The 17,286-nt window shown below is 65.7% G+C and carries 14 protein-coding genes and 2 tRNA genes; 11 read left to right on the top strand and 5 right to left on the bottom strand.

Going from position 1 to position 17,286, the window contains the following annotated elements; translation table 11 throughout:
- The first annotated feature begins 9 nt into the window (after positions 1-9).
- The 4 genes from AC6H0R_RS03705 to AC6H0R_RS03690 all read left to right on the top strand — a co-directional run bounded on the left by AC6H0R_RS03705 (position 10) and on the right by AC6H0R_RS03690 (position 2,937).
- Positions 10-1,356, top strand: coding sequence for a replication-associated recombination protein A (locus AC6H0R_RS03705; protein ID WP_497579992.1), 1,347 nt, complete (start codon positions 10-12; stop codon positions 1,354-1,356).
- Positions 1,353-2,636 carry a serine--tRNA ligase gene (gene serS / locus AC6H0R_RS03700; RefSeq protein WP_497579991.1) on the top strand — a complete coding sequence of 428 codons (1,284 nt, stop codon included), beginning with the start codon at positions 1,353-1,355 and terminating at the stop codon, positions 2,634-2,636. The genes AC6H0R_RS03705 and serS overlap by 4 nt, the downstream gene beginning before the upstream one ends.
- Positions 2,637-2,717: 81 nt before the next feature.
- A tRNA-Ser gene (locus AC6H0R_RS03695) sits at positions 2,718-2,810 on the top strand.
- A gap of 50 nt (positions 2,811-2,860) precedes the next feature.
- Positions 2,861-2,937, top strand: a tRNA-Arg gene (locus AC6H0R_RS03690).
- A gap of 117 nt (positions 2,938-3,054) precedes the next feature.
- Here AC6H0R_RS03690 and AC6H0R_RS03685 read toward each other — a convergent pair.
- From AC6H0R_RS03685 to AC6H0R_RS03675, 3 genes are read right to left on the bottom strand one after another with little or no spacing between them, the layout of a single operon-like run.
- On the bottom strand, positions 3,055-4,116 hold the full coding sequence (locus tag AC6H0R_RS03685) for a hypothetical protein (RefSeq protein WP_497579990.1): 1,062 nt from the start codon (positions 4,114-4,116) through the stop codon (positions 3,055-3,057).
- Positions 4,113-4,709, bottom strand: coding sequence for a methyltransferase domain-containing protein (locus tag AC6H0R_RS03680; protein WP_497579989.1), 597 nt, complete (start codon positions 4,707-4,709; stop codon positions 4,113-4,115). The genes AC6H0R_RS03685 and AC6H0R_RS03680 overlap by 4 nt, the downstream gene beginning before the upstream one ends.
- Positions 4,706-6,868, bottom strand: coding sequence for a glycosyltransferase (locus AC6H0R_RS03675; protein WP_497579988.1), 2,163 nt, complete (start codon positions 6,866-6,868; stop codon positions 4,706-4,708). The genes AC6H0R_RS03680 and AC6H0R_RS03675 overlap by 4 nt, the downstream gene beginning before the upstream one ends.
- A 51-nt stretch (positions 6,869-6,919) precedes the next feature.
- Here AC6H0R_RS03675 and AC6H0R_RS03670 point away from each other — a divergent pair, with 51 nt between their 5' ends.
- Positions 6,920-7,537, top strand: coding sequence for a trimeric intracellular cation channel family protein (locus AC6H0R_RS03670; protein WP_497579987.1), 618 nt, complete (start codon positions 6,920-6,922; stop codon positions 7,535-7,537).
- Between the two features lie 7 nt (positions 7,538-7,544).
- On the opposite strand, the gene AC6H0R_RS03665 is transcribed toward AC6H0R_RS03670, so the two are convergent.
- Positions 7,545-8,324 (bottom strand): TSUP family transporter, encoded by a 780-nt coding sequence (locus tag AC6H0R_RS03665; RefSeq protein ID WP_497579986.1) that lies wholly within the window; start codon positions 8,322-8,324, stop codon positions 7,545-7,547.
- Positions 8,325-8,425: 101 nt separating this feature from the next.
- Between AC6H0R_RS03665 and AC6H0R_RS03660 the strand changes: the two genes are divergently transcribed.
- The 3 genes from AC6H0R_RS03660 (at position 8,426) to AC6H0R_RS03650 (ending at position 13,209) form a co-directional block, all read left to right on the top strand.
- On the top strand, positions 8,426-8,962 hold the full coding sequence (locus AC6H0R_RS03660; protein ID WP_497579985.1) for a glutathione peroxidase: 537 nt from the start codon (positions 8,426-8,428) through the stop codon (positions 8,960-8,962).
- Between the two features lie 72 nt (positions 8,963-9,034).
- The gene (locus AC6H0R_RS03655; protein WP_497579984.1) at positions 9,035-10,183 is read left to right on the top strand and encodes an exonuclease SbcCD subunit D; all 1,149 of its coding nucleotides are present in this window, start codon (positions 9,035-9,037) and stop codon (positions 10,181-10,183) included.
- Complete coding sequence (locus AC6H0R_RS03650; RefSeq protein ID WP_497579983.1) at positions 10,180-13,209, top strand: AAA family ATPase; 3,030 nt, start codon at positions 10,180-10,182, stop codon at positions 13,207-13,209. Before AC6H0R_RS03655 ends, AC6H0R_RS03650 begins: the two co-directional genes overlap by 4 nt.
- A 62-nt stretch (positions 13,210-13,271) precedes the next feature.
- Here the strand turns inward: AC6H0R_RS03650 and AC6H0R_RS03645 are convergent, their stop codons facing one another.
- The gene (locus AC6H0R_RS03645) at positions 13,272-13,964 is read right to left on the bottom strand and encodes a CBS domain-containing protein (protein ID WP_497579982.1); all 693 of its coding nucleotides are present in this window, start codon (positions 13,962-13,964) and stop codon (positions 13,272-13,274) included.
- Positions 13,965-14,305: 341 nt separating this feature from the next.
- Here AC6H0R_RS03645 and AC6H0R_RS03640 point away from each other — a divergent pair, with 341 nt between their 5' ends.
- The 3 genes from AC6H0R_RS03640 to siaB all read left to right on the top strand — a co-directional run bounded on the left by AC6H0R_RS03640 (position 14,306) and on the right by siaB (position 17,278).
- Positions 14,306-14,566 (top strand): hypothetical protein, encoded by a 261-nt coding sequence (locus tag AC6H0R_RS03640; RefSeq protein ID WP_497579981.1) that lies wholly within the window; start codon positions 14,306-14,308, stop codon positions 14,564-14,566.
- 163 nt (positions 14,567-14,729) lie between these two features.
- Positions 14,730-16,724: a biofilm regulation protein phosphatase SiaA gene (gene siaA / locus AC6H0R_RS03635; RefSeq protein ID WP_497579980.1), complete on the top strand. Its 1,995-nt coding sequence runs from the start codon at positions 14,730-14,732 to the stop codon at positions 16,722-16,724.
- Positions 16,725-16,735: 11 nt separating this feature from the next.
- On the top strand, positions 16,736-17,278 hold the full coding sequence (gene siaB / locus AC6H0R_RS03630; RefSeq protein ID WP_497579979.1) for a biofilm regulation protein kinase SiaB: 543 nt from the start codon (positions 16,736-16,738) through the stop codon (positions 17,276-17,278).
- Positions 17,279-17,286: the final 8 nt, after the last annotated feature.

The raw sequence follows: 17,286 nt of genomic DNA, 5'->3' as shown, positions 1-17,286 counted from the left end.
GCGTGCGCCGTGACCGCTGACCTCTTCGGCGAGGCGGACACCGGCGACACTCCGCTGGCCGAGCGCTTGCGCCCGGCCACGCTGGAAGAAGTTGCCGGCCAGCGCCATCTGCTTGGCCCGGGCAAGCCGCTGCGCCTGGCCTTCCAGTCCGGCAAGCTGCACTCGATGATCCTGTGGGGGCCGCCCGGCGTCGGCAAGACCACGCTGGCGCGTCTGATGGCGCGGGCCTTCGATGCCGAGTTCGTTGCGCTTTCAGCGGTGTTCTCGGGCGTAAAGGATATTCGCGAGGCCATTGTCACCGCGCAGGCCGCCAAGGCGCGCGGGCGTCACACCATCCTGTTCGTGGACGAGGTGCACCGCTTTAACAAGGCCCAGCAGGATGCCTTTCTGCCGTATGTCGAGCAGGGGCTGGTGACTTTCATCGGGGCCACCACCGAGAACCCGTCCTTCGAGGTCAATTCGGCATTGCTTTCGCGGGCTGCGGTGTATGTGCTCGAGCCGCTCGATGCCGAGGCCATGCACGACCTGTTCGAGCGCGCGCGCACTACGGCCTGCCCGGACCTCACGTTCGAGGATGACGCGCGCGAGCGCATCATCGGTTTTGCCGACGGCGACGCGCGGCGCCTGCTCAACCTGGTCGATCAGGTGCGTGTCGCCGCTGAAACCACCGGCCTCGCCACGGTGACGCCGACCTTTGTCGACGAGGCGCTGGCCAGCAAGCTGCGCCGTTTCGACAAGGGCGGCGAAGCCTTCTATGACCAGATCTCGGCGTTGCACAAGGCGGTGCGCGGCTCCGACCCCGATGCTTCGCTGTACTGGTTCTGCCGCATGCTCGATGGCGGCGCAGACCCGCTGTATCTGGGCCGGCGTCTGGTGCGCATGGCGAGCGAGGACATCGGTCTGGCGGACCCGCGTGCGCTCGACATCACGCTCAACGCCTGCGCCGCCTTCGAGCGGCTCGGTACACCGGAGGGCGAGCTGGCGCTGGCGCAGGCCGTGGTGTTTCTCGCCTGCGCGGCCAAATCGAATGCGCTCTACAAGGCTTATAATGCCGCCCGCAAGTTCGTTGCCGACGACGCTTCGCGCCCGGTGCCGCTGCATCTGCGCAATGCGCCGACCAAGCTGATGAAAGGGCTGGGCTATGGCCACGCCTATCGCTATGCCCATGACGAGCCCGAAGGCTATGCCGCCAACGAGCAGTATCTGCCCGAGGGCATGGCGTCACCCGGCTGGTATCGTCCGGTGGATCGCGGCATGGAGGCACAGATTGCCGCCAAGCTCGCCCACCTGCGCAAGCTCGATGCCGCCGCGCGCAAGAACGCACCCGAAAAACCCGACACCCCGGATTCCAGATGATCGACATCCAGTTCCTTCGCAACGACATGGACGGCGTCGTAGCCGCCATGCGCCGCCGCAATTTCGCTTTCGATCCGGCCGAGTTCCAGTCGCTGGAAGCCGAGCGCAAGACGCTGCAGACCCGCACGCAGGAGCTGCAGGCCAGGCGCAATGCGCTGTCCAAGCAGATCGGCATGCTCAAGGGCAAGGGCGAAGACGCCTCCGCCGTGATGGCCGAGGTGGCCGGGCTGGGTGACGAGCTCAAGGCCAGCGAGCAGAAGCTTGCCGAGTTGCTGCCGCGCATCGAGGCCATCACCGCTAGCATGCCCAACCCGCCGGACGCCGGCGTGCCTGACGGCAAGGATGAAACCGCCAACGTCGAGGTGTCCCGCGTCGGCTCGCCGCGCAGCTTCGACTTCGAACCGCTCGATCACGTGGATGTCGGCGCGCGTCTGGGGCTGGACTTTGAAGTCGCCACCAAGATCACCGGTTCGCGCTTCGCGGTCATGCGCGGTCCGCTCGCACGTCTGCACCGCGCACTCGCGCAGTTCATGCTCGACACCCACACCACCGAGCACGGCTACACCGAGGCCTATGTGCCGTATCTGGTCAACGAAGCCTCGATGTTCGGTACCGGTCAGTTGCCCAAGTTCGAGGAAGACCTGTTCGCCGTGCCGCGTGGCGAGGGAGAGCGCAATTTCCTGATCCCGACTTCCGAAGTGCCGCTGACCAACCTCGTGCGCGGCGAGATCCTCGCCGCTGACGCGCTGCCGATCAAGCTCACCGGCCACACCCCGTGCTTCCGCTCCGAAGCCGGCAGCTACGGCCGCGACACGCGCGGCATGATCCGCCAGCACCAGTTCGACAAGGTCGAGCTGGTGCGTATCGAGCATCCGGACAATTCCGATGCCGCGCTGGAAGAACTCACCTCCCACGCCGAAGCCATCCTGCAGAAGCTGGGCCTCCCGTACCGCAAGATGCTGCTGTGCACCGGTGACATGGGCTTCGGTGCGCGTCGCACCTACGACCTTGAAGTCTGGCTGCCGGCGCAGAACACCTACCGCGAAATTTCCTCGTGCTCCAACTGCGGCGATTTCCAGGCCCGCCGCATGCAGGCCCGCGTGCGCGGCGCCGACGGAAAGAACGTGCTGGTACATACGCTCAACGGCTCCGGTCTGGCGGTCGGCCGTACCCTGGTCGCGGTGCTGGAGAACTACCAGCAGGCCGACGGCAGCGTGACTGTGCCGCCGGCGCTGGTGCCGTGGATGGGTGGCGTCAAGGTCTTGCAGCCGGCACGCTGAAAACGCCGATCAGGGCTTGTCTGGCGCGTGGCCTGTGCGTACAATTCGGCCTCTTCGACGGACTGAGCCCCGTCGAAGTCCGGAGAGGTACCGAAGTGGTCATAACGGCGCCGACTCGAAATCGGATGGTCAGGGAAACCTGGCACGTGGGTTCGAATCCCACCCTCTCCGCCAAATTGCTTGACGAAAGGTTTTGGGGTGCTAAAATCCCGCTTCTTTTCAGCGCGCTCGTAGCTCAGTTGGATAGAGTACCTGGCTACGAACCAGGGGGTCGTGGGTTCGAATCCTGCCGAGCGCGCCACAGAATCAAACAAAAACGCCACCTTGAAAGAGGTGGCGTTTTTGTTTTTATGGTCATTTTCGGTACGGGATGGGAATGGTTTTCGAACCGCCCCGGGAAAATGTGCCGCGCTGGCGTTCAGTACCTGTGCTGCCGGCCGAAAAAACGGGCTGCGATCAGGCGTGCAAGGATGCAGGCCTGATCGACGAAGCCCATGCGTACCGTTGTGGTGTGCCGTGTGAGGGTGTCGGCGCACCAGGGTGGGCTGAAAAACGTGGGTCGGCCGCAGTGCTGCGGCGCGATGTGATCCAGACTTGGGCCGTATTGCTCTATCAGCTGGTGGGCCAGCCTTGGTGATACGAAGCTGGCGGGGCGCTTGTTTCCGCGCCGCTGGAAGGCCAGATTCAGAACTTCCCTACGTGAGCTGAGGTGTCTGGTCCAGTGTCCGGAGTTGATGCGCCGGAGCCATTCGATGTATCGCAGATCCGGCGTGATATTCGCGGTTTCGGGGTTGCTCTCGACCGCCTTCCAGCAGGTGTCAGGCAAGATTCCCAGGGCGTGCTTGAGGAAGTCGCGCGCGATGTCGAATGACCCAAGGTCTTCCTCATAGGGGCGCACCACGAAAGTGGCGTCCGGAAAGTGCTGTTTCCAGGCAGACAGGATGCTCGGGCCGTCCAGGCGTTCGTGAAATGCCTGATGGAAGGCGTCGAAGGGCAGGTGGTTGGTGGCCCGTCCTTTGATGTATTGCGCGTAATGGGCGTTGAGCAGCGCGTCCGGTCGGCGCAGATACACCACCAGGGTGGGCGCCCAGCCGAGCGCTCCGATCTGCGAGGCAAGCCTTGTCGCGGCTCGTTCTACGCGTTGCAGTGACCACGGCAGTTCGTGCGCGGTCTGCATGTCGAAGAGATCTTCAGCCGACAACAGCAGCGCGCCTGCGTCGGCCGCATCAAGCGCATCACGCCAGCGTGCGAATGATGCGGCGAGGGCGGCTTCGCAGGCTTCCGGGTCGTCCTGCTGCAGTGTGGCGTACAGACCGAAATGACTGTTGCGATAGGCGCTGAGCGTGGCCTCCGGTGCGTCATCCGGATACACGATGCCGAGCTCGGCGAGCCGGCTGCGGTTGGTTGCCAAGGTGGCCTGAAGGAACTTGGAGCCGGTCTTGTGTTGACCCAGATGGATGACGATGCGCTTCGGACTCAAGGCTTCACTCCCAGCCCGACGAAGCGGGGCGGGATCATGATCTCGTGCACCTCGACATCGATCAGCCCGGCCAGAAAAACGTCGCGCACGGCCTGGCGCGAGAACCGATAGTAGTCGTCCGGGTAGAAGTGCTCGCCGAGCGTGAGCGCTGAAGCGGCGAAGGCCGGGCGCAAGCCTGCCGGCAGCAAACGCGGCAAGAGTCGGCGCGCCCAGCGCTTGCTGAAGAGTTTGTGCAGACCCATGCCGCGATAGCCCGGCACGCCGATGGCGATCAGCCCGCCGCTGGCAGTGACCCGTTTGGCTTCCTCGATCGACTTCCAGAACTGCGCATCGTGCTCGAGTACGGAGTTGCACAGCACCAAACCGAAATGCCCGTCCTGAAAGGCGCTCAGGTCATTGGCGTTCATCTGCAGGATCGGCGTGGGGCCGGCGCCGGGATCCGCATTGATGCCAACCTTCTCGCGCACGTCGCACAGGCAAGGCAGGTTCAGAAGGGTGTCCGCGGAGTGTGTCGCGCCGATTTCCAGCACCGCCCCTGGTGGCCTTCGCTCGGCAAGCAGGCGTTCGAACAGATCGAATACGTCGGGGCTCATGGTGGGGCAGTCCTCCGCACACGCAGTGCGACATGGGTGATCAGCCGCAACACGCGCCGACTCAGAAGCAAGGAAGGATGGATCGAGATGATCTCGCGCAGCAGCCTGCCCGGTGTGGTGGGCTCCCGCTCCACGGCGCGGCGGTACAGGAAAGTCAGTGAGTGGATCTGGTAACGCCGGAGTGCGCCACCGATCTCGTTCCGACGCAGTGCACCGCGCGCAATGCCCTGTCTCGCGATGTCGCGGAAAATGCGGATGTTCTCGGCAATGCGGGCAACGGGCAGGTTGCTGCTGGTGTTGGTGCCGTGCTGCACCCAGCGTCCGACACTTCTGTTCAGCAGGATGACGCGGCCAGCCAGCGCAATGCGCAAAAACGATTCCATGTCGGATGAGCTGATGTTCGCGCGGTAGGCCTCGTAACCGATGGCGACGCGACGGTCGTAGAAAAGGCCAAGGTGCGAGAAGAAGTGGGTCTCGAGGACGTGTTTGAGGTACTCGTTGCCGCTCATCAGCCGGTGCGTCTGATCGATACCGGGAAGCGTCAGCCGGTCTGCTTGGGATCCATCGGGATGATGTCGGGTTTGCCCGGCCTGCACGAAAACCACGCCCATCCCGGCATGCGCCTGCGCCAGTTGCCAGGCGGTGGATACGAAGCGGTTGTCCGTCAGGTAATCGTCCCCGTCGAGCATCACCACCCACTGGCCGCGCGCGAGTTCATGCAGCGCCTTGCGATAGTTGGCAACCCGGCCCAGGTTGCACGGATTACGTACGTAGCGCAGGCGCGCGTCGCCCAGCCAGGGGCGACAGGCATTTTCGGTGTCATCGCTGGAAGCGTCGTCCAGCACGATGACCTCGAGTGACGGGAAATCCTGCTGCAGCGCGCTGGCAATGGCCAGGCTGACGCAGTGAGCCTGGTTGTAGGTCGGGATCAGGATGCTGACGAGGGGTGCTGCGGGGCCCGCTGGCGGAAGGGGTTGGCGCAGCTCGGCACGGAACTGCGCAAAAGCGTGCTCGATGGACGCCTGAACAGGCGTTCTGCTTGCGCTCTGTCGCAGGTGACCGAGCAGGCGCGGGTCGCTTGCCAGCTCACGCAAGGCGTTGGCAAGTGCTGCCACATCGTGCGCGACGATCAGGCCGTTCTCGCGGTGGCGGACGAAGTCATGGATGCCGTGCACGGGCGTGGTGACTACCGGGCATCCCATGTGCAGGGCTTCGAGCACCACCGTCGGGCAGCCTTCCGAGTCCGAGAACAGCACCAGGACGTCGGCGCGCCGCATCCAGTCGGGGACGTCTGCGGGGGGCGGGTGCAGCGTGAATGTTGCCCCGACGTTGAGGCGTGCGATCTCGGAGGCAATGGCGGCCTGTTCCTTGCCGTCGCCGATGACGTCCCAGATGAGATCCACACCCTCGCCAATCAGCCGGGCGTGAGCGCGCACGCAGTCGATCACGCGTTTGCCCGCGGACAGTCTGGCTACGGTCAGGACTCGTAGCGGCGAGCCTTCGCGGGGGGCGTGCTCAAGCGGCTGCAGGAAGGCCTCGTCCAGCAAGGACGGCAGTACGCTGAATGGCTTGTCGCGCAGCGGGAGGCAGGCTTCTGCCATGGCTTGCCGGAGCGATGCGGATACGGTGACGATGGACGATGCGCTCTCAATCGCAGCGCTGATCGCGACCTTGCGTCCGGGCGGCAGCGAAGGGTATTGCTTCAGAGCCTCGTCGATCAGAAAGAGCAGTTTGCGGTCGGCGCTGATGAGAGAGTGTGCAATACAGCCGCGCCAGTCCCACAGGATCGAAATCGACAGCAAGAGGTGATAGGACGCCCTGAAAACCGGCAGCGACCGCACGCGCTCGGCCCACTCCGCACCCGCCAGCAGCGAGTGGTCGCCGTGGCGGCGCTGCCGCCTCTCGGTGAGTTCGTTCAGGTGATGGATGCGCACACCGGCCGGCATGCGGCGCAACAGGTCGGGCGAGCACGCGCCGATGACCAGCACATCAATCGCGTAGTCTGGCGACAGCTTGCGCATCAGGCGGATCGCAAGCAGGGCGGCCCCGCCCAGGGTGAGATCCTGGAGCAGAAAGAGCGCGCGTTGCGGTGTGGGTGAGTCCATGAAGCCAAGTCTGAACCGGATGACGGCGATGTGGCGATTGTAGGGGCGGCGCACGGCGCGCGAAGGCGAGTTTTGTGGCGACAGCGCTCTGCTATGCTCCGCGGCATGGATACTGTGCTTGCCCTGCACGTCGTCGCGCTCGCGGCCGTGGCGGTGAATGCCGCTTCCGGTGTGCTGGAGGCCGGGCGCAAGCCCTTCGACCTGTTCGGGATGGTGGTTGTTGCGCTGGCCGCGGCGTTGGGTGGCGGCTCGCTGCGTGACGTGCTGCTTGACCGACAGGTGTTCTGGATTGCTGATCCTTCTTATCTGATCACGGCCGTCATTGCGGGGCTGGCGACGTTTGCGCTGGTGCGGCTGATGCGTTTGCCGCCGCGCCTGTTTCTGCTGCCGGACGCGGTCGGGCTGGCGCTGTTCACGGTGAGCGGCACGCAGGCCGCGCTGGCGGTGGGGGCGCCGTGGATGGTGGCCTGCCTGATGGGCGTCATCACCGGCGTGTTCGGCGGCATCCTGCGCGACATGCTGTGCAACGAGGTGCCGCTGGTGTTCTCCGGCGAGCTGTATGCTACGGCCTCACTGGCCGGTGCGCTGGTGCTGGTGGGCCTGGGGGCGATGGGGGTTGCAGCCGGTTGGGCGGCGTTGGCCGGAGGCTCGACCGTGTTGGCGATCCGGCTCGCGGCCATCGCCTTCAAATGGCGATTGCCGGTCTTCATCGCCAGGCCTTAGCGTCGTCTCAGTTCGGCGACCAGAAAATCCCGATCAGGCTGACCACGATCAGTACCGTGCCGAGCACACGGAAGAACAGCGGTGTCTCGGCGGCGACGATGTGACGGTGGAAGCGTTCGCCGAACAGATGGCCGATCCACGCGCAGGGCAGCAGCCAGAGGTGATGGATGAGTTGCAGGTCGACGCCGGCAATGATGAACGACGTCATCTTGATCACCACCAGAATGAACCACAGCACGAACAAGGTATCGCGCAGCTGGTGCTTGGCCACGTGCGAGGCATACACGGCCGCGATCAGCGGGGCGCCGATCAGGGAGGCACCGCTGGCGTAGCCGCCCAGCGAGAGCAGCGTGAAATCAAGCTTGCGGCCGGTCGAGCGGATCGGCTTGTTGAGCACGTAGCCGATGGCGTAGCAGATCACGATGGTGAAGATGATGGTGCTCATCACGCGCGGCGGCAGCGTCAGCAGGCCCAGCACGCCGATGAGTTTCGGCACGATCATGACCTTCAGCGACCACTTCAGATACGGCCAGTCGATGTTGCTGGCGGCCGGGTCATCGTTGGCGAGATGCTTGGTTGCGCGATGGCCTTTCCACGCGATCAGGCTGGAAAAGATCAGCAAGTGCATGGCCACAAGCGGCAGGAACACCAGCGGATCGTTCACCACCAGCAGCAGAAAGGGCAGGGCCAGTGCGGCACCGCCAAAGCCCAGGCCCGAGCGGACGAAACCACTCCACACGAAGATGAGTCCGATCAGGACATACTGGTACCACAGGAGCTCAGCCATGTTGCAACGCCGCACGCACGAAAGCGGCCAAGCGTGGTCGAAGCTCTAGGATTTGTCAAAAAGCCGCGCTCCACAGGACGCGCCCAACCGGAGAAACGTGCATGAAGTTGATGTCCCCGTTGATCGCCGCTGCGCTTGTCGGCGTTTCGCAGACCGCCGCTGCGGGCGGTGATGCGCTGCTCGGCCACGAACTGCGCCGGCTGCATTCGCCCGAGGTCGTGAAGCTCGACCGCTACGCCGGTCAGCCGCTGCTGATCGTCAACACCGCCAGCCATTGCGGCTTCACCCGTCAGTTCAAGGGGCTGGAAGCGGTGCACCAGAAGTACGCCGACAAGGGCCTGAAAGTGCTGGGCTTCTCGTCCGATGACTTCAACCAGGAGGCCAGGGACGAAGCCAAGGCGGCCGAGGTGTGCTTCGTGAACTTCGGCGTGACCTTCGACATGTTCGCCACCATCCCGGTCAAGGGTGACGGCGCACATCCGCTGTTCCGCGAGCTTGCGCGTCAATCCGGCCAGCAGCCGAAGTGGAATTTCCACAAGTACGTGGTGGATCGCTCGGGCAAGGTCGTGGCGGTATTCCCGAGTTCGGTCGAGCCCGACGAGCAGCAGCTGCGCGAGGCCATCGAACGCGTGTTGTGATTCGGGCGGCGCGGCTTGCACGCGCCGCCTCTTCCTCCCATCATCGGGGCCAATCTTCCCGGAGGCCCCGCCTTGCGTTTTCTGCACACCGCCGACTGGCACCTCGGCCGCATCTTCCACGGCTGTTCGCTGGTCGAGGATCAGGCCCACGTACTCGACCAGTTCGTGGCGCTGGTGCGCGACGCAAAGCCCGATGCGGTGCTGATTGCCGGTGACGTCTACGACCGCGCCGTGCCGCCCGCCGAGGCGGTGAGCCTGCTCGACGACACGCTGTCACGCATCGTGCTCGGCGAAGGTGTGCCGGTGGTGATGATCGCCGGCAACCACGACAGTCCGGACCGCCTCGGCTTCGGCGCGCGCCTGCTCGCTGCGAACGGGCTGACCATTGCCGGGCGCATCGACGCGCCGCAGGCCGGTGTGTGCTTTGACGACGCCTGGGGCCGCGTGGTCGTTCATCCCTTGCCGTATGCCGAGCCGGCCGCAGTGCGCGATGCGCTGGCGGCCGACATTGCCGGGCATGAGGCGGCGATGGCCGCGCTGCTCGAACGCGTGCGGGTTGCGCATCCGGCCGGCGCACGCTCGGTGCTGGTGGCCCATGCCTTCGTCGCCGGCGGGGCAGAGAGCGAATCCGAGCGACCGCTCTCCATCGGCGGCAGCGGGGCCGTGGATGCCGCGCTGTTTGCCGGTTTTGACTACGTCGCGCTGGGCCACCTGCATCGGCCGCAGCGGGCCGGCGCGGATCACGTGCGCTATTCCGGTTCGCTGCTGAAATACTCGCTGTCCGAGGCCGACCACGCCAAGAGCGTGTCGCTGGTCGAGCTGGGCGCGCCGGGCGCGTTGAAAATCGAGCAGATCGCGCTGTCGCCGCGCCGCGACCTGCGCCGCGTGTCCGGCACGCTGGACGAAGTGCTGGCCGCTGCACGCTCGGACGCCGCGCGCGAGGACTACGTGTTTGCCAGCCTGCATGACCGCGGCGCGCTGCTCGATCCGATGGCGAAGCTGCGTGAGGTCTATCCCAACGTGCTCGGCTGCGAACGTACCGTGCTGGCCCACTCGGGCGCAGCCGCTGTCGGTCCGGCGCGTGCCCGCGAGCTGGATACGCGTACGTTGTTCGGCGACTTCTTCCGTGAGGTGGCGGGTGACGCGCTGGATCCCGTCGCATCCGACGCCCTCGACGCTTCACTGCAGGCCCTTGCCGATGCGCGGAGGGAAGTGCCGTGAAGCCGCTGGTCCTCACCATGCAGGCCTTCGGGCCATTTGCCGGGCGTGAGCGCGTCGACTTCACGCTGCTCGGAGCGCGCGCGCTGTTCCTGATCCACGGCCCGACCGGCGCCGGCAAGACCACCCTGCTCGACGCCATCTGCTTTGCACTGTACGGCGACACTTCCGGCGGTGAGCGTGAAGCCCGTGCGATGCGCAGCGATCACGCGCCGCAGGATCTGGCGACCGAAGTCGAACTGGAGTTCTCGCTCGGCCCCGAGCGCTACCGCGTCACGCGCGCTCCCGCGCAGCAGCGCCCGAAGAAGCGCGGTGAGGGCATGGTCGAGGCCAAGCCTGAGGCGCAGCTCGACCGCCTGGTCGGTGCCGACTGGAAGAACGTCGCTTCCCAGCCGCAAAAAGTTACCGAGGCTGCGCGCGAGCTGCTCGGCTTCGACAGCGCGCAGTTCCGCCAGGTCATCGTGCTGCCGCAGGGGCGTTTCCGCGAACTGCTGGTGGCGCGCTCGGATGAGCGTGAGGCCATCCTGCAGACCCTGTTCCGCACCGAAATCTGCCGCGCCTTGGCCGACGAGCTCAAGCGCCGCGCCCGCGCGCTGGAGGAGGCCGGGCGTGACAACCGCACGCGGCGGGACGAGCTGCTGCGCCACGCCGGTCACGACACGCTGGAAGCCCTGACTGCGCAGCGCGCCGAACTCGCAGCCGAGCATGCCCGCCTGCAAGCGGGCGAGGCGCCTGCTCGCGAGGGCGATGCTGCCGCCCGCGCGGCGCTGGATCGCGGTCGCACGGTGGCCAACGTGCTCAAGGAGCGCGACGAAGCCATGCAGGCCGAACGCACGCTGGGCGAGGCGGCGCATGCCATCGACGCGCAGCGCCGCGAACTCGATGCCGCGCGCAAAGCCGCTGCCCTGTGTGCGCTGGAGGAAGTACGCACGCAGGCTGCCCGTGCTGCCGAAGACGCGGGCAGGCGCCACCGCGAATGGATCACAAAACTCGATGAGGCGACGCGGGCGCACACCGATGCCGAAGCCAGACTCGCCATCGAGACCGCTCGCGCACCGGAACGCGAAACCCTGGCCGTGCGTCAGCGCGAACTCGAAGCGCTGGTAAAGCCGGTGATGGAACTGGCCGGGGCGCAATCGAAACAGGCCGTCGCGCACAAGCGGTGCGAGGCGGGTCAGGTCGCCAGCACGCAGGCCGAGCAGGCGCTGGTTGCGCAACACGAGCGCGCACAGAAACATCGCGCGGCGCGTGAGCAGGTTGCCGTGCAGGCGGCGCGTGTCGAGATGCTGGAGCATCGGCTGCGAGAAGCCAGCGTTTTGCAGGAAAGGCTGGATCGGCTCGACAAGGCGCGCAAGACCCTGGCGCAGTCCGAGGCCGAATTGGCTCGGGCTGTCGACGCCGTGACAAAGGCCGAAACCGTGCAAGGCGAGGCGCAGCGCAGGCTGGATGACATTGAGCATGCATGGGTCGCGGCGCAAGCCGGGCGACTGGCTGCGGCATTGGAGGTCGGTGCGACGTGTCCGGTGTGCGGCAGCACGGATCATCCGGCGCCTGCAGTGCAGACGGACGATGTATCGGAGGCCGCCCTGCGCAGCGCACGCGACGCCGTGCGCGCCGCGGCTGCGGCACGCGATGCGGTGCTGGCCCAGCGTCATGCGGCCGACAAGCTGGCCGCAGAGCAGCGTGCCGTGGTCGAGGAATTGCAGCGCGGCGCGCAGGCGCCGCAAGACGCACCGCCCGATCCTGCAGCGCTGCAGGCGGAGTTGCTGACCGCGCGGAATGCCGCGCGACGCCTGGCCGAACTCGACGGCGGTTTGCCGCAGATCGAGCAGACGCTGCGCGATCTGGAGGCCGCGCTGGCGCAGCGCAAGCTCGAACTGACTACGGCTGAGCGTGAACTGACCGAAGCGGCTGCCGATCTGCGCGTGTTGCAGCAGGCCGTGCCGGAGGCCTTGCGTGAACCGGCGCGCCTGCAGGCCGAGACGGAAAGGGTGAGCGTTCAGCGCAAGGCGCTCGACTCAGCACTGGTGCAGGTCACCGACTCAGCCAAGCGCGCCGAGAATGCGCTCGCCGCCACGCGCGCAGCGGAGCAGGGCGCGCAGGCCGAGCTCGGTCGTGCGCGCACGGACGCCGAGGCCGCCCAGGCCCGCTTTGCGGCTGCGCTGGTGCAGGCCGGTTTTGCGGACGAGGCCGCCTGGCGCGCGGTGCTGCGTGCGCCCGATGCAATGGAAGGCATGGCTACCGCCATTCATGCGCATGACGAATCCCGCGCGGCCATTTCGGCGCGTCTCGTGCGCGCACAGGCCGCGGCCGAGGGCTTGCAGCCGCCGGACCTGGAAGCGCTGCAGCTGGCGACCAACGAGGCCGCGCAGGCGCTGGAGGCGGCCTTGCGTGCAATCCATGAAGCGGCGGGGCGTGTCGAGGCCGCGGATGGAACGCTCAAGGCCATCGCCGAGCTGGCCGAGGCCGCAGGCGAGGTCGAGCGTCAGTACGCCGTGCTCGGCCGGCTGGCCGAGGTCGCCGCCGGCAACAACCCGCTGCGCATGACCTTTCAGCGTTTTGTGCTGGCGACTTTGCTGGAAGAAGTGCTGGAGGCCGCGTCGCTACGCCTCACGCGCATGAGCCGCAATCGTTTCGAGCTGCGCCGTGTGCGTGGAGTGACCGACCTGCGCAGTGCGGGCGGGCTGGAGCTGGAAGTCTTCGATCACTACACCGGCACCAGCCGGCCGGCGGCCACGCTGTCGGGCGGGGAGGGCTTTCTGGCTTCGCTGTCGTTGGCGCTGGGACTGGCCGACGTGGTGCAGTCGCGCTCAGGCGGCATCCGCATGGAGACGCTGTTCATTGACGAGGGCTTCGGCACGCTCGACCCGGAGAGCCTGGATTTTGCGCTTCGCACGCTGATCGACCTGCAACAGGCAGGGCGTCTGGTGGGCGTGATTTCGCATGTGGCCGAGCTGCGCGAACGCATGGACGTGCGGTTGGAAGTGGTGGCCGGAGCCGCCGGCAGCACGCTGCGCATCGTGCGCTGAAAACGCAGCCCAAAATAAAACGGCCGCCCGCAGGCGGCCGTTTGGTGCTCAGCAAGCCCCGATCAGTAGGAACCGATCTGCGTCGGCGAGACGCTCAGATTGTTGTGCACCGCCTTCACCCCTGCCGTGTTCTCGGCGGCGATGGCAGCACCCTTCTTCTGGGCTTCGCTCTGCACCAGACCCCACAGCGTCACGACGCCGCCGACCACCACCACGTTGGTGCTGTTCTCGGAAATGTCGAGCTTGTCTTCCATTTCCTTGACGATGGCACTGCGGATGGTCTTGTCGTCGGCCGCGCCTGCCGGAGCGTCCTTCTGCATCGTCGAGAAGCCCTGCAGCAGGTTGGAGCGGCTGACAATGCCGACCAGCTTGCCGCCGGTGACGACCGGTGTGCGCTTGATGTGGTTCTTCTCCAGGGTCTGGGCGATCTTGTACAGCGGGGTGTCCTCGCTGATGCAGATCGGGTCGCGCGTCATCACATCCTCGGCGCGACGGCCGCGGGATTTGACGTATGCATCGACATCGTTGCGAGCGGAGAACAGTGCGGACAGCCACCACGAATCACGGCGGTCCGTGTTGTTCTCGACGCGGCGCATCAGATCGCCCTCGCTGACCATACCGATGACGCGACCTCCGTCGTCCACGACCGGAACCGCACTGATGCGATTCTTGATCATCAAATCGACGATCTCGCGCACCTCGGTCTTCGGGCTCGCGGTGATGACGTTGCGGGTCATGATTTCAGCTGCGTGCATGATAGGTCTCCTATTGAGTTGGTCTTATGAAGCCAGCGTAGCGCAGATCGCCTGCTTCTGGTTTGTATTCTAGCCCTGCGCGACTTCGTTGCATGTTGCGGGATCTTTCAAGCAGCTTACGCATGGAGGATGCCGGAGTCTTGAGCTAGGTCAACAGTGCTTCACTCCGTGCTGCGGGCGCTGCGGTGGACCGTCGGGCGGGCATCTGATAACGTGCGCCTTCCTTTGCGGGCGGGGTTTCCTGCCTGTTCCGGCCCGGTCGGGAAGTGCTATCCGGGCTGCATGTTCAATCCGTTTTTGCGCCGCCGAATTCGCTTCGGCGGGGCTGCAAGGAATTCCAAATGGATGTTTCCAAAGTACGCTGCCTGGTGTCCCGTGGGGGCTCGATGATCGGGATGTTCACGCTCGACATGATCGATTTTGCCGGTGGCCATTACGTCGTGTTCGAGTGGCAGGACATGCCGGACGGCAATCGTCGTCCGCTGTACATGGCGCCGCTTGATGCGCGTTTTCTGCAGGAGCTGCCGGAGCCGGAAGAGGGTGAGGAGAGGATCACTCACCAGTACCGTGTTTCGGTTGAGGATCCGCGTCCGTTCTCCTGAACAAAGGCTTGCGGATAGACGGGCGCCCGCGGGCGCCCGTTTTGCGTCGAGCCCGGGCTGCTGGTTCGGACGTAACAGGGGCTGTGCTACAGTCGCCGCCAATTGACCATCCTGAAGGGGTGGATATCCGCAGGGCATGCCTGCGGTTTTAAGGAGTGTTTGCATGGCGTCACTGGTGATGGGCTTGCGCGGAAAATCCATGGTCGCGCTGCTCTTCGCCTGCCTGCTGGCACTGGTGCCGGCAGTGCTGGTCGGTTGGCAGTTGCTGGACGGGGTGCGCAGTCATTTCGGCGAGGCCTATGCGCGCAACTTCACGCAGCTCAATCTGCAGAAGATCGTTGCCCCGGTGGCGCGCGATCTCGCGCTGTCCACCCGGCTGGCCGGCTCGGAGCTGACGCGCCAGTGGCTGGTCGACGAGGCCAGCACCGCGCACAAGGACATCTTCTTCCGTGAGGCCGAGGGCTACCGGGCCGATTTCAGCAGCCGTTCCTATTTCCTGATCAGCGCGCTCAGCGGCAACTACTACTACAACGCCGAGAGCGAGCCCTGGAGCGACTCCCCGCGCTACGTACTTGACCCCGACGCGCCAAAGGACGCCTGGTTCTTCAACACCATGGCCGGTGAGGCGCCCTACAACATCAATGTCAATCCGGACGAGGCGCTGGGCACCACCCGCGTGTGGTTGAACGTCGTCGTGACCGACGGCGAGCGCCGCATCGGTCTGGCCGGCACCGGCCTCGACCTGGGCGAGTTCATCCGTGCCTTCTTGGCCGTAGACGAGCCGGGCGTGACGCCGATCATCCTCGATGAATCCGGCACCATCCAGGCTCACCCCGATGCCTCGCTGATTGCTTTCGGTTCGGCGGCCGGTCTGGCTGACGAGGCCGACGGCCTGGAGCGCCTGTTCGTCCGTGAAGACGATCGCAAGGCCGTGCGTGAGGCGATGTCGCGCGCTGGCGCGACGCCCGGCAGTGTGCAGACCCTGCACGCCGAGGTGGGCGGCCGCGACCAGTTGCTGGCCGTTGCGCATGCGCCGGAACTGGGGTGGTACATCGTTACCGCGGTGGATCTGAATGTCGCCGAAGTGCTTGAGGGCGGCTGGGTGCAGACCGTGGTGATCGGCATTGCAGTGGTCGTGCTGTTGCTGCTCGGCCTGTCGGCGTGGGCGGTTGACCGCATGGTGCTGGAGCCCCTGCGCAGCTTGCGCCGTTCGGCCACCGAGATTGCGCGCGGTCGCTACGACGTGTCGCTGCCGGCGGCGTCAAGCGACGAGATCGGTGATCTGAGCCGCGCCTTCGGCAGCATGGCCGATCAGGTGCGTACGCATACCGAACAGCTCGAAAGCCAGGTGCGCGACCGCACCGCCGAGCTTGAGCGCAGCAACCGCGAGATGGAAGATGCGCATCGTCAGATCCGCGCCTCCATCGACTACGCCAGCGTGATCCAGCGTGCGACCTTGCCTGACCGCCAGATCCTGCGCGAGCTGGGCGACGGTCACTTCATCCTGTGGCGTCCACGGGACGTGGTCGGCGGCGATTTCTACGTGTTTCGCTCGGACGGCGATCGCTGGCTGATCGGGGTGGTCGACTGCGCCGGCCATGGCGTGCCGGGAGCCTTGATGACGATGTTGGCGCGTACCGCCATCGATCTGGCGATCGAGCAGGAAGGCATGGATTCACCGGCGGCCATCCTGCGTCATACCGACGATGCAATGCGCGCCATGCTGTCGGATTTCGATCTGCCCAAGGGCATTGCCACCAACATGGATGCCGGCATTGTGTGCATCGATCGTGCCGCGCGGCGCATGCGCTTCTCGGGCGCCAAGATTTCGCTGTACTGGAGTGATGGCCAGGAATCCGGCGAGGTGCGCGGCCACCGCCGCGCCATCGGCGATCGCAAGCGTGGCGACTACCAGGACGCCGAACTGACCCTGGCGCCAAACACCAGCTGCTATCTGGCGACCGACGGTTTCCTCGATCAGGCGGGTGGCGAGCGCGGCTTCGGTTTCGGCAATACACGTTTTGCCGAGCTGCTGCGCACGGTTGCGGCGCTGCCGATGGCTGAACAGGCCGGAGAACTCGACGAAGCGCTCGAAGCGTACCGCGGCGAGTTCGCGCAGCGTGACGACATCACGATACTATCCTTCCGACTGGACTGAACGGCCCCGCCATGAATGCCATCGACCTGTTCGACCTGCGCGATCAATTTACGCGACGACGCATCCTGTTGTGCTTCAACGGCCCGATCTCGCACGGCCTTATCGAGGAGCTCGGCAACGCCTTGCGCAACTACCTCACCGCCGAGCAGGTGCAGCCATCTGCGGTAATGGATGTGTTCGGCGTGTATATCGAGCTGACGCAGAACATCCGCCATTACAGCAAGTCGCGTGGGTACGACGAGACCGACAGCGCGGTGACGGTGGTCGTGGCGCGTGAAGACGACGGCCGCTACGCCGTGCAGGCCGGCAACCTGGTCGAGCGCGCGGACGGCGTGGCGCTGCTTGATCGCGTCCGGATTCTGGCGGGGATGGACAAGGTCGAGCTCAAGGCGGCCTACAAGGAACAATTGCGCAAGCCGCGCGAGGAGGGCGCGCTGAGCGGAGCCGGACTGGGCCTGATCGACGTCGCCCGCAAGTCCTCTCAACCGCTCGCGGCAACCCTTTCCGACCTCGGTGGAGAACGCGTGTTCTTCAGCGTGCGCGCGGTGATCTGACGGAACGC

It is taken from the genome of Pseudazoarcus sp. NS36, assembly GCF_059703705.1.
This window is presented reverse-complemented; position numbering and strand designations above follow the sequence as displayed.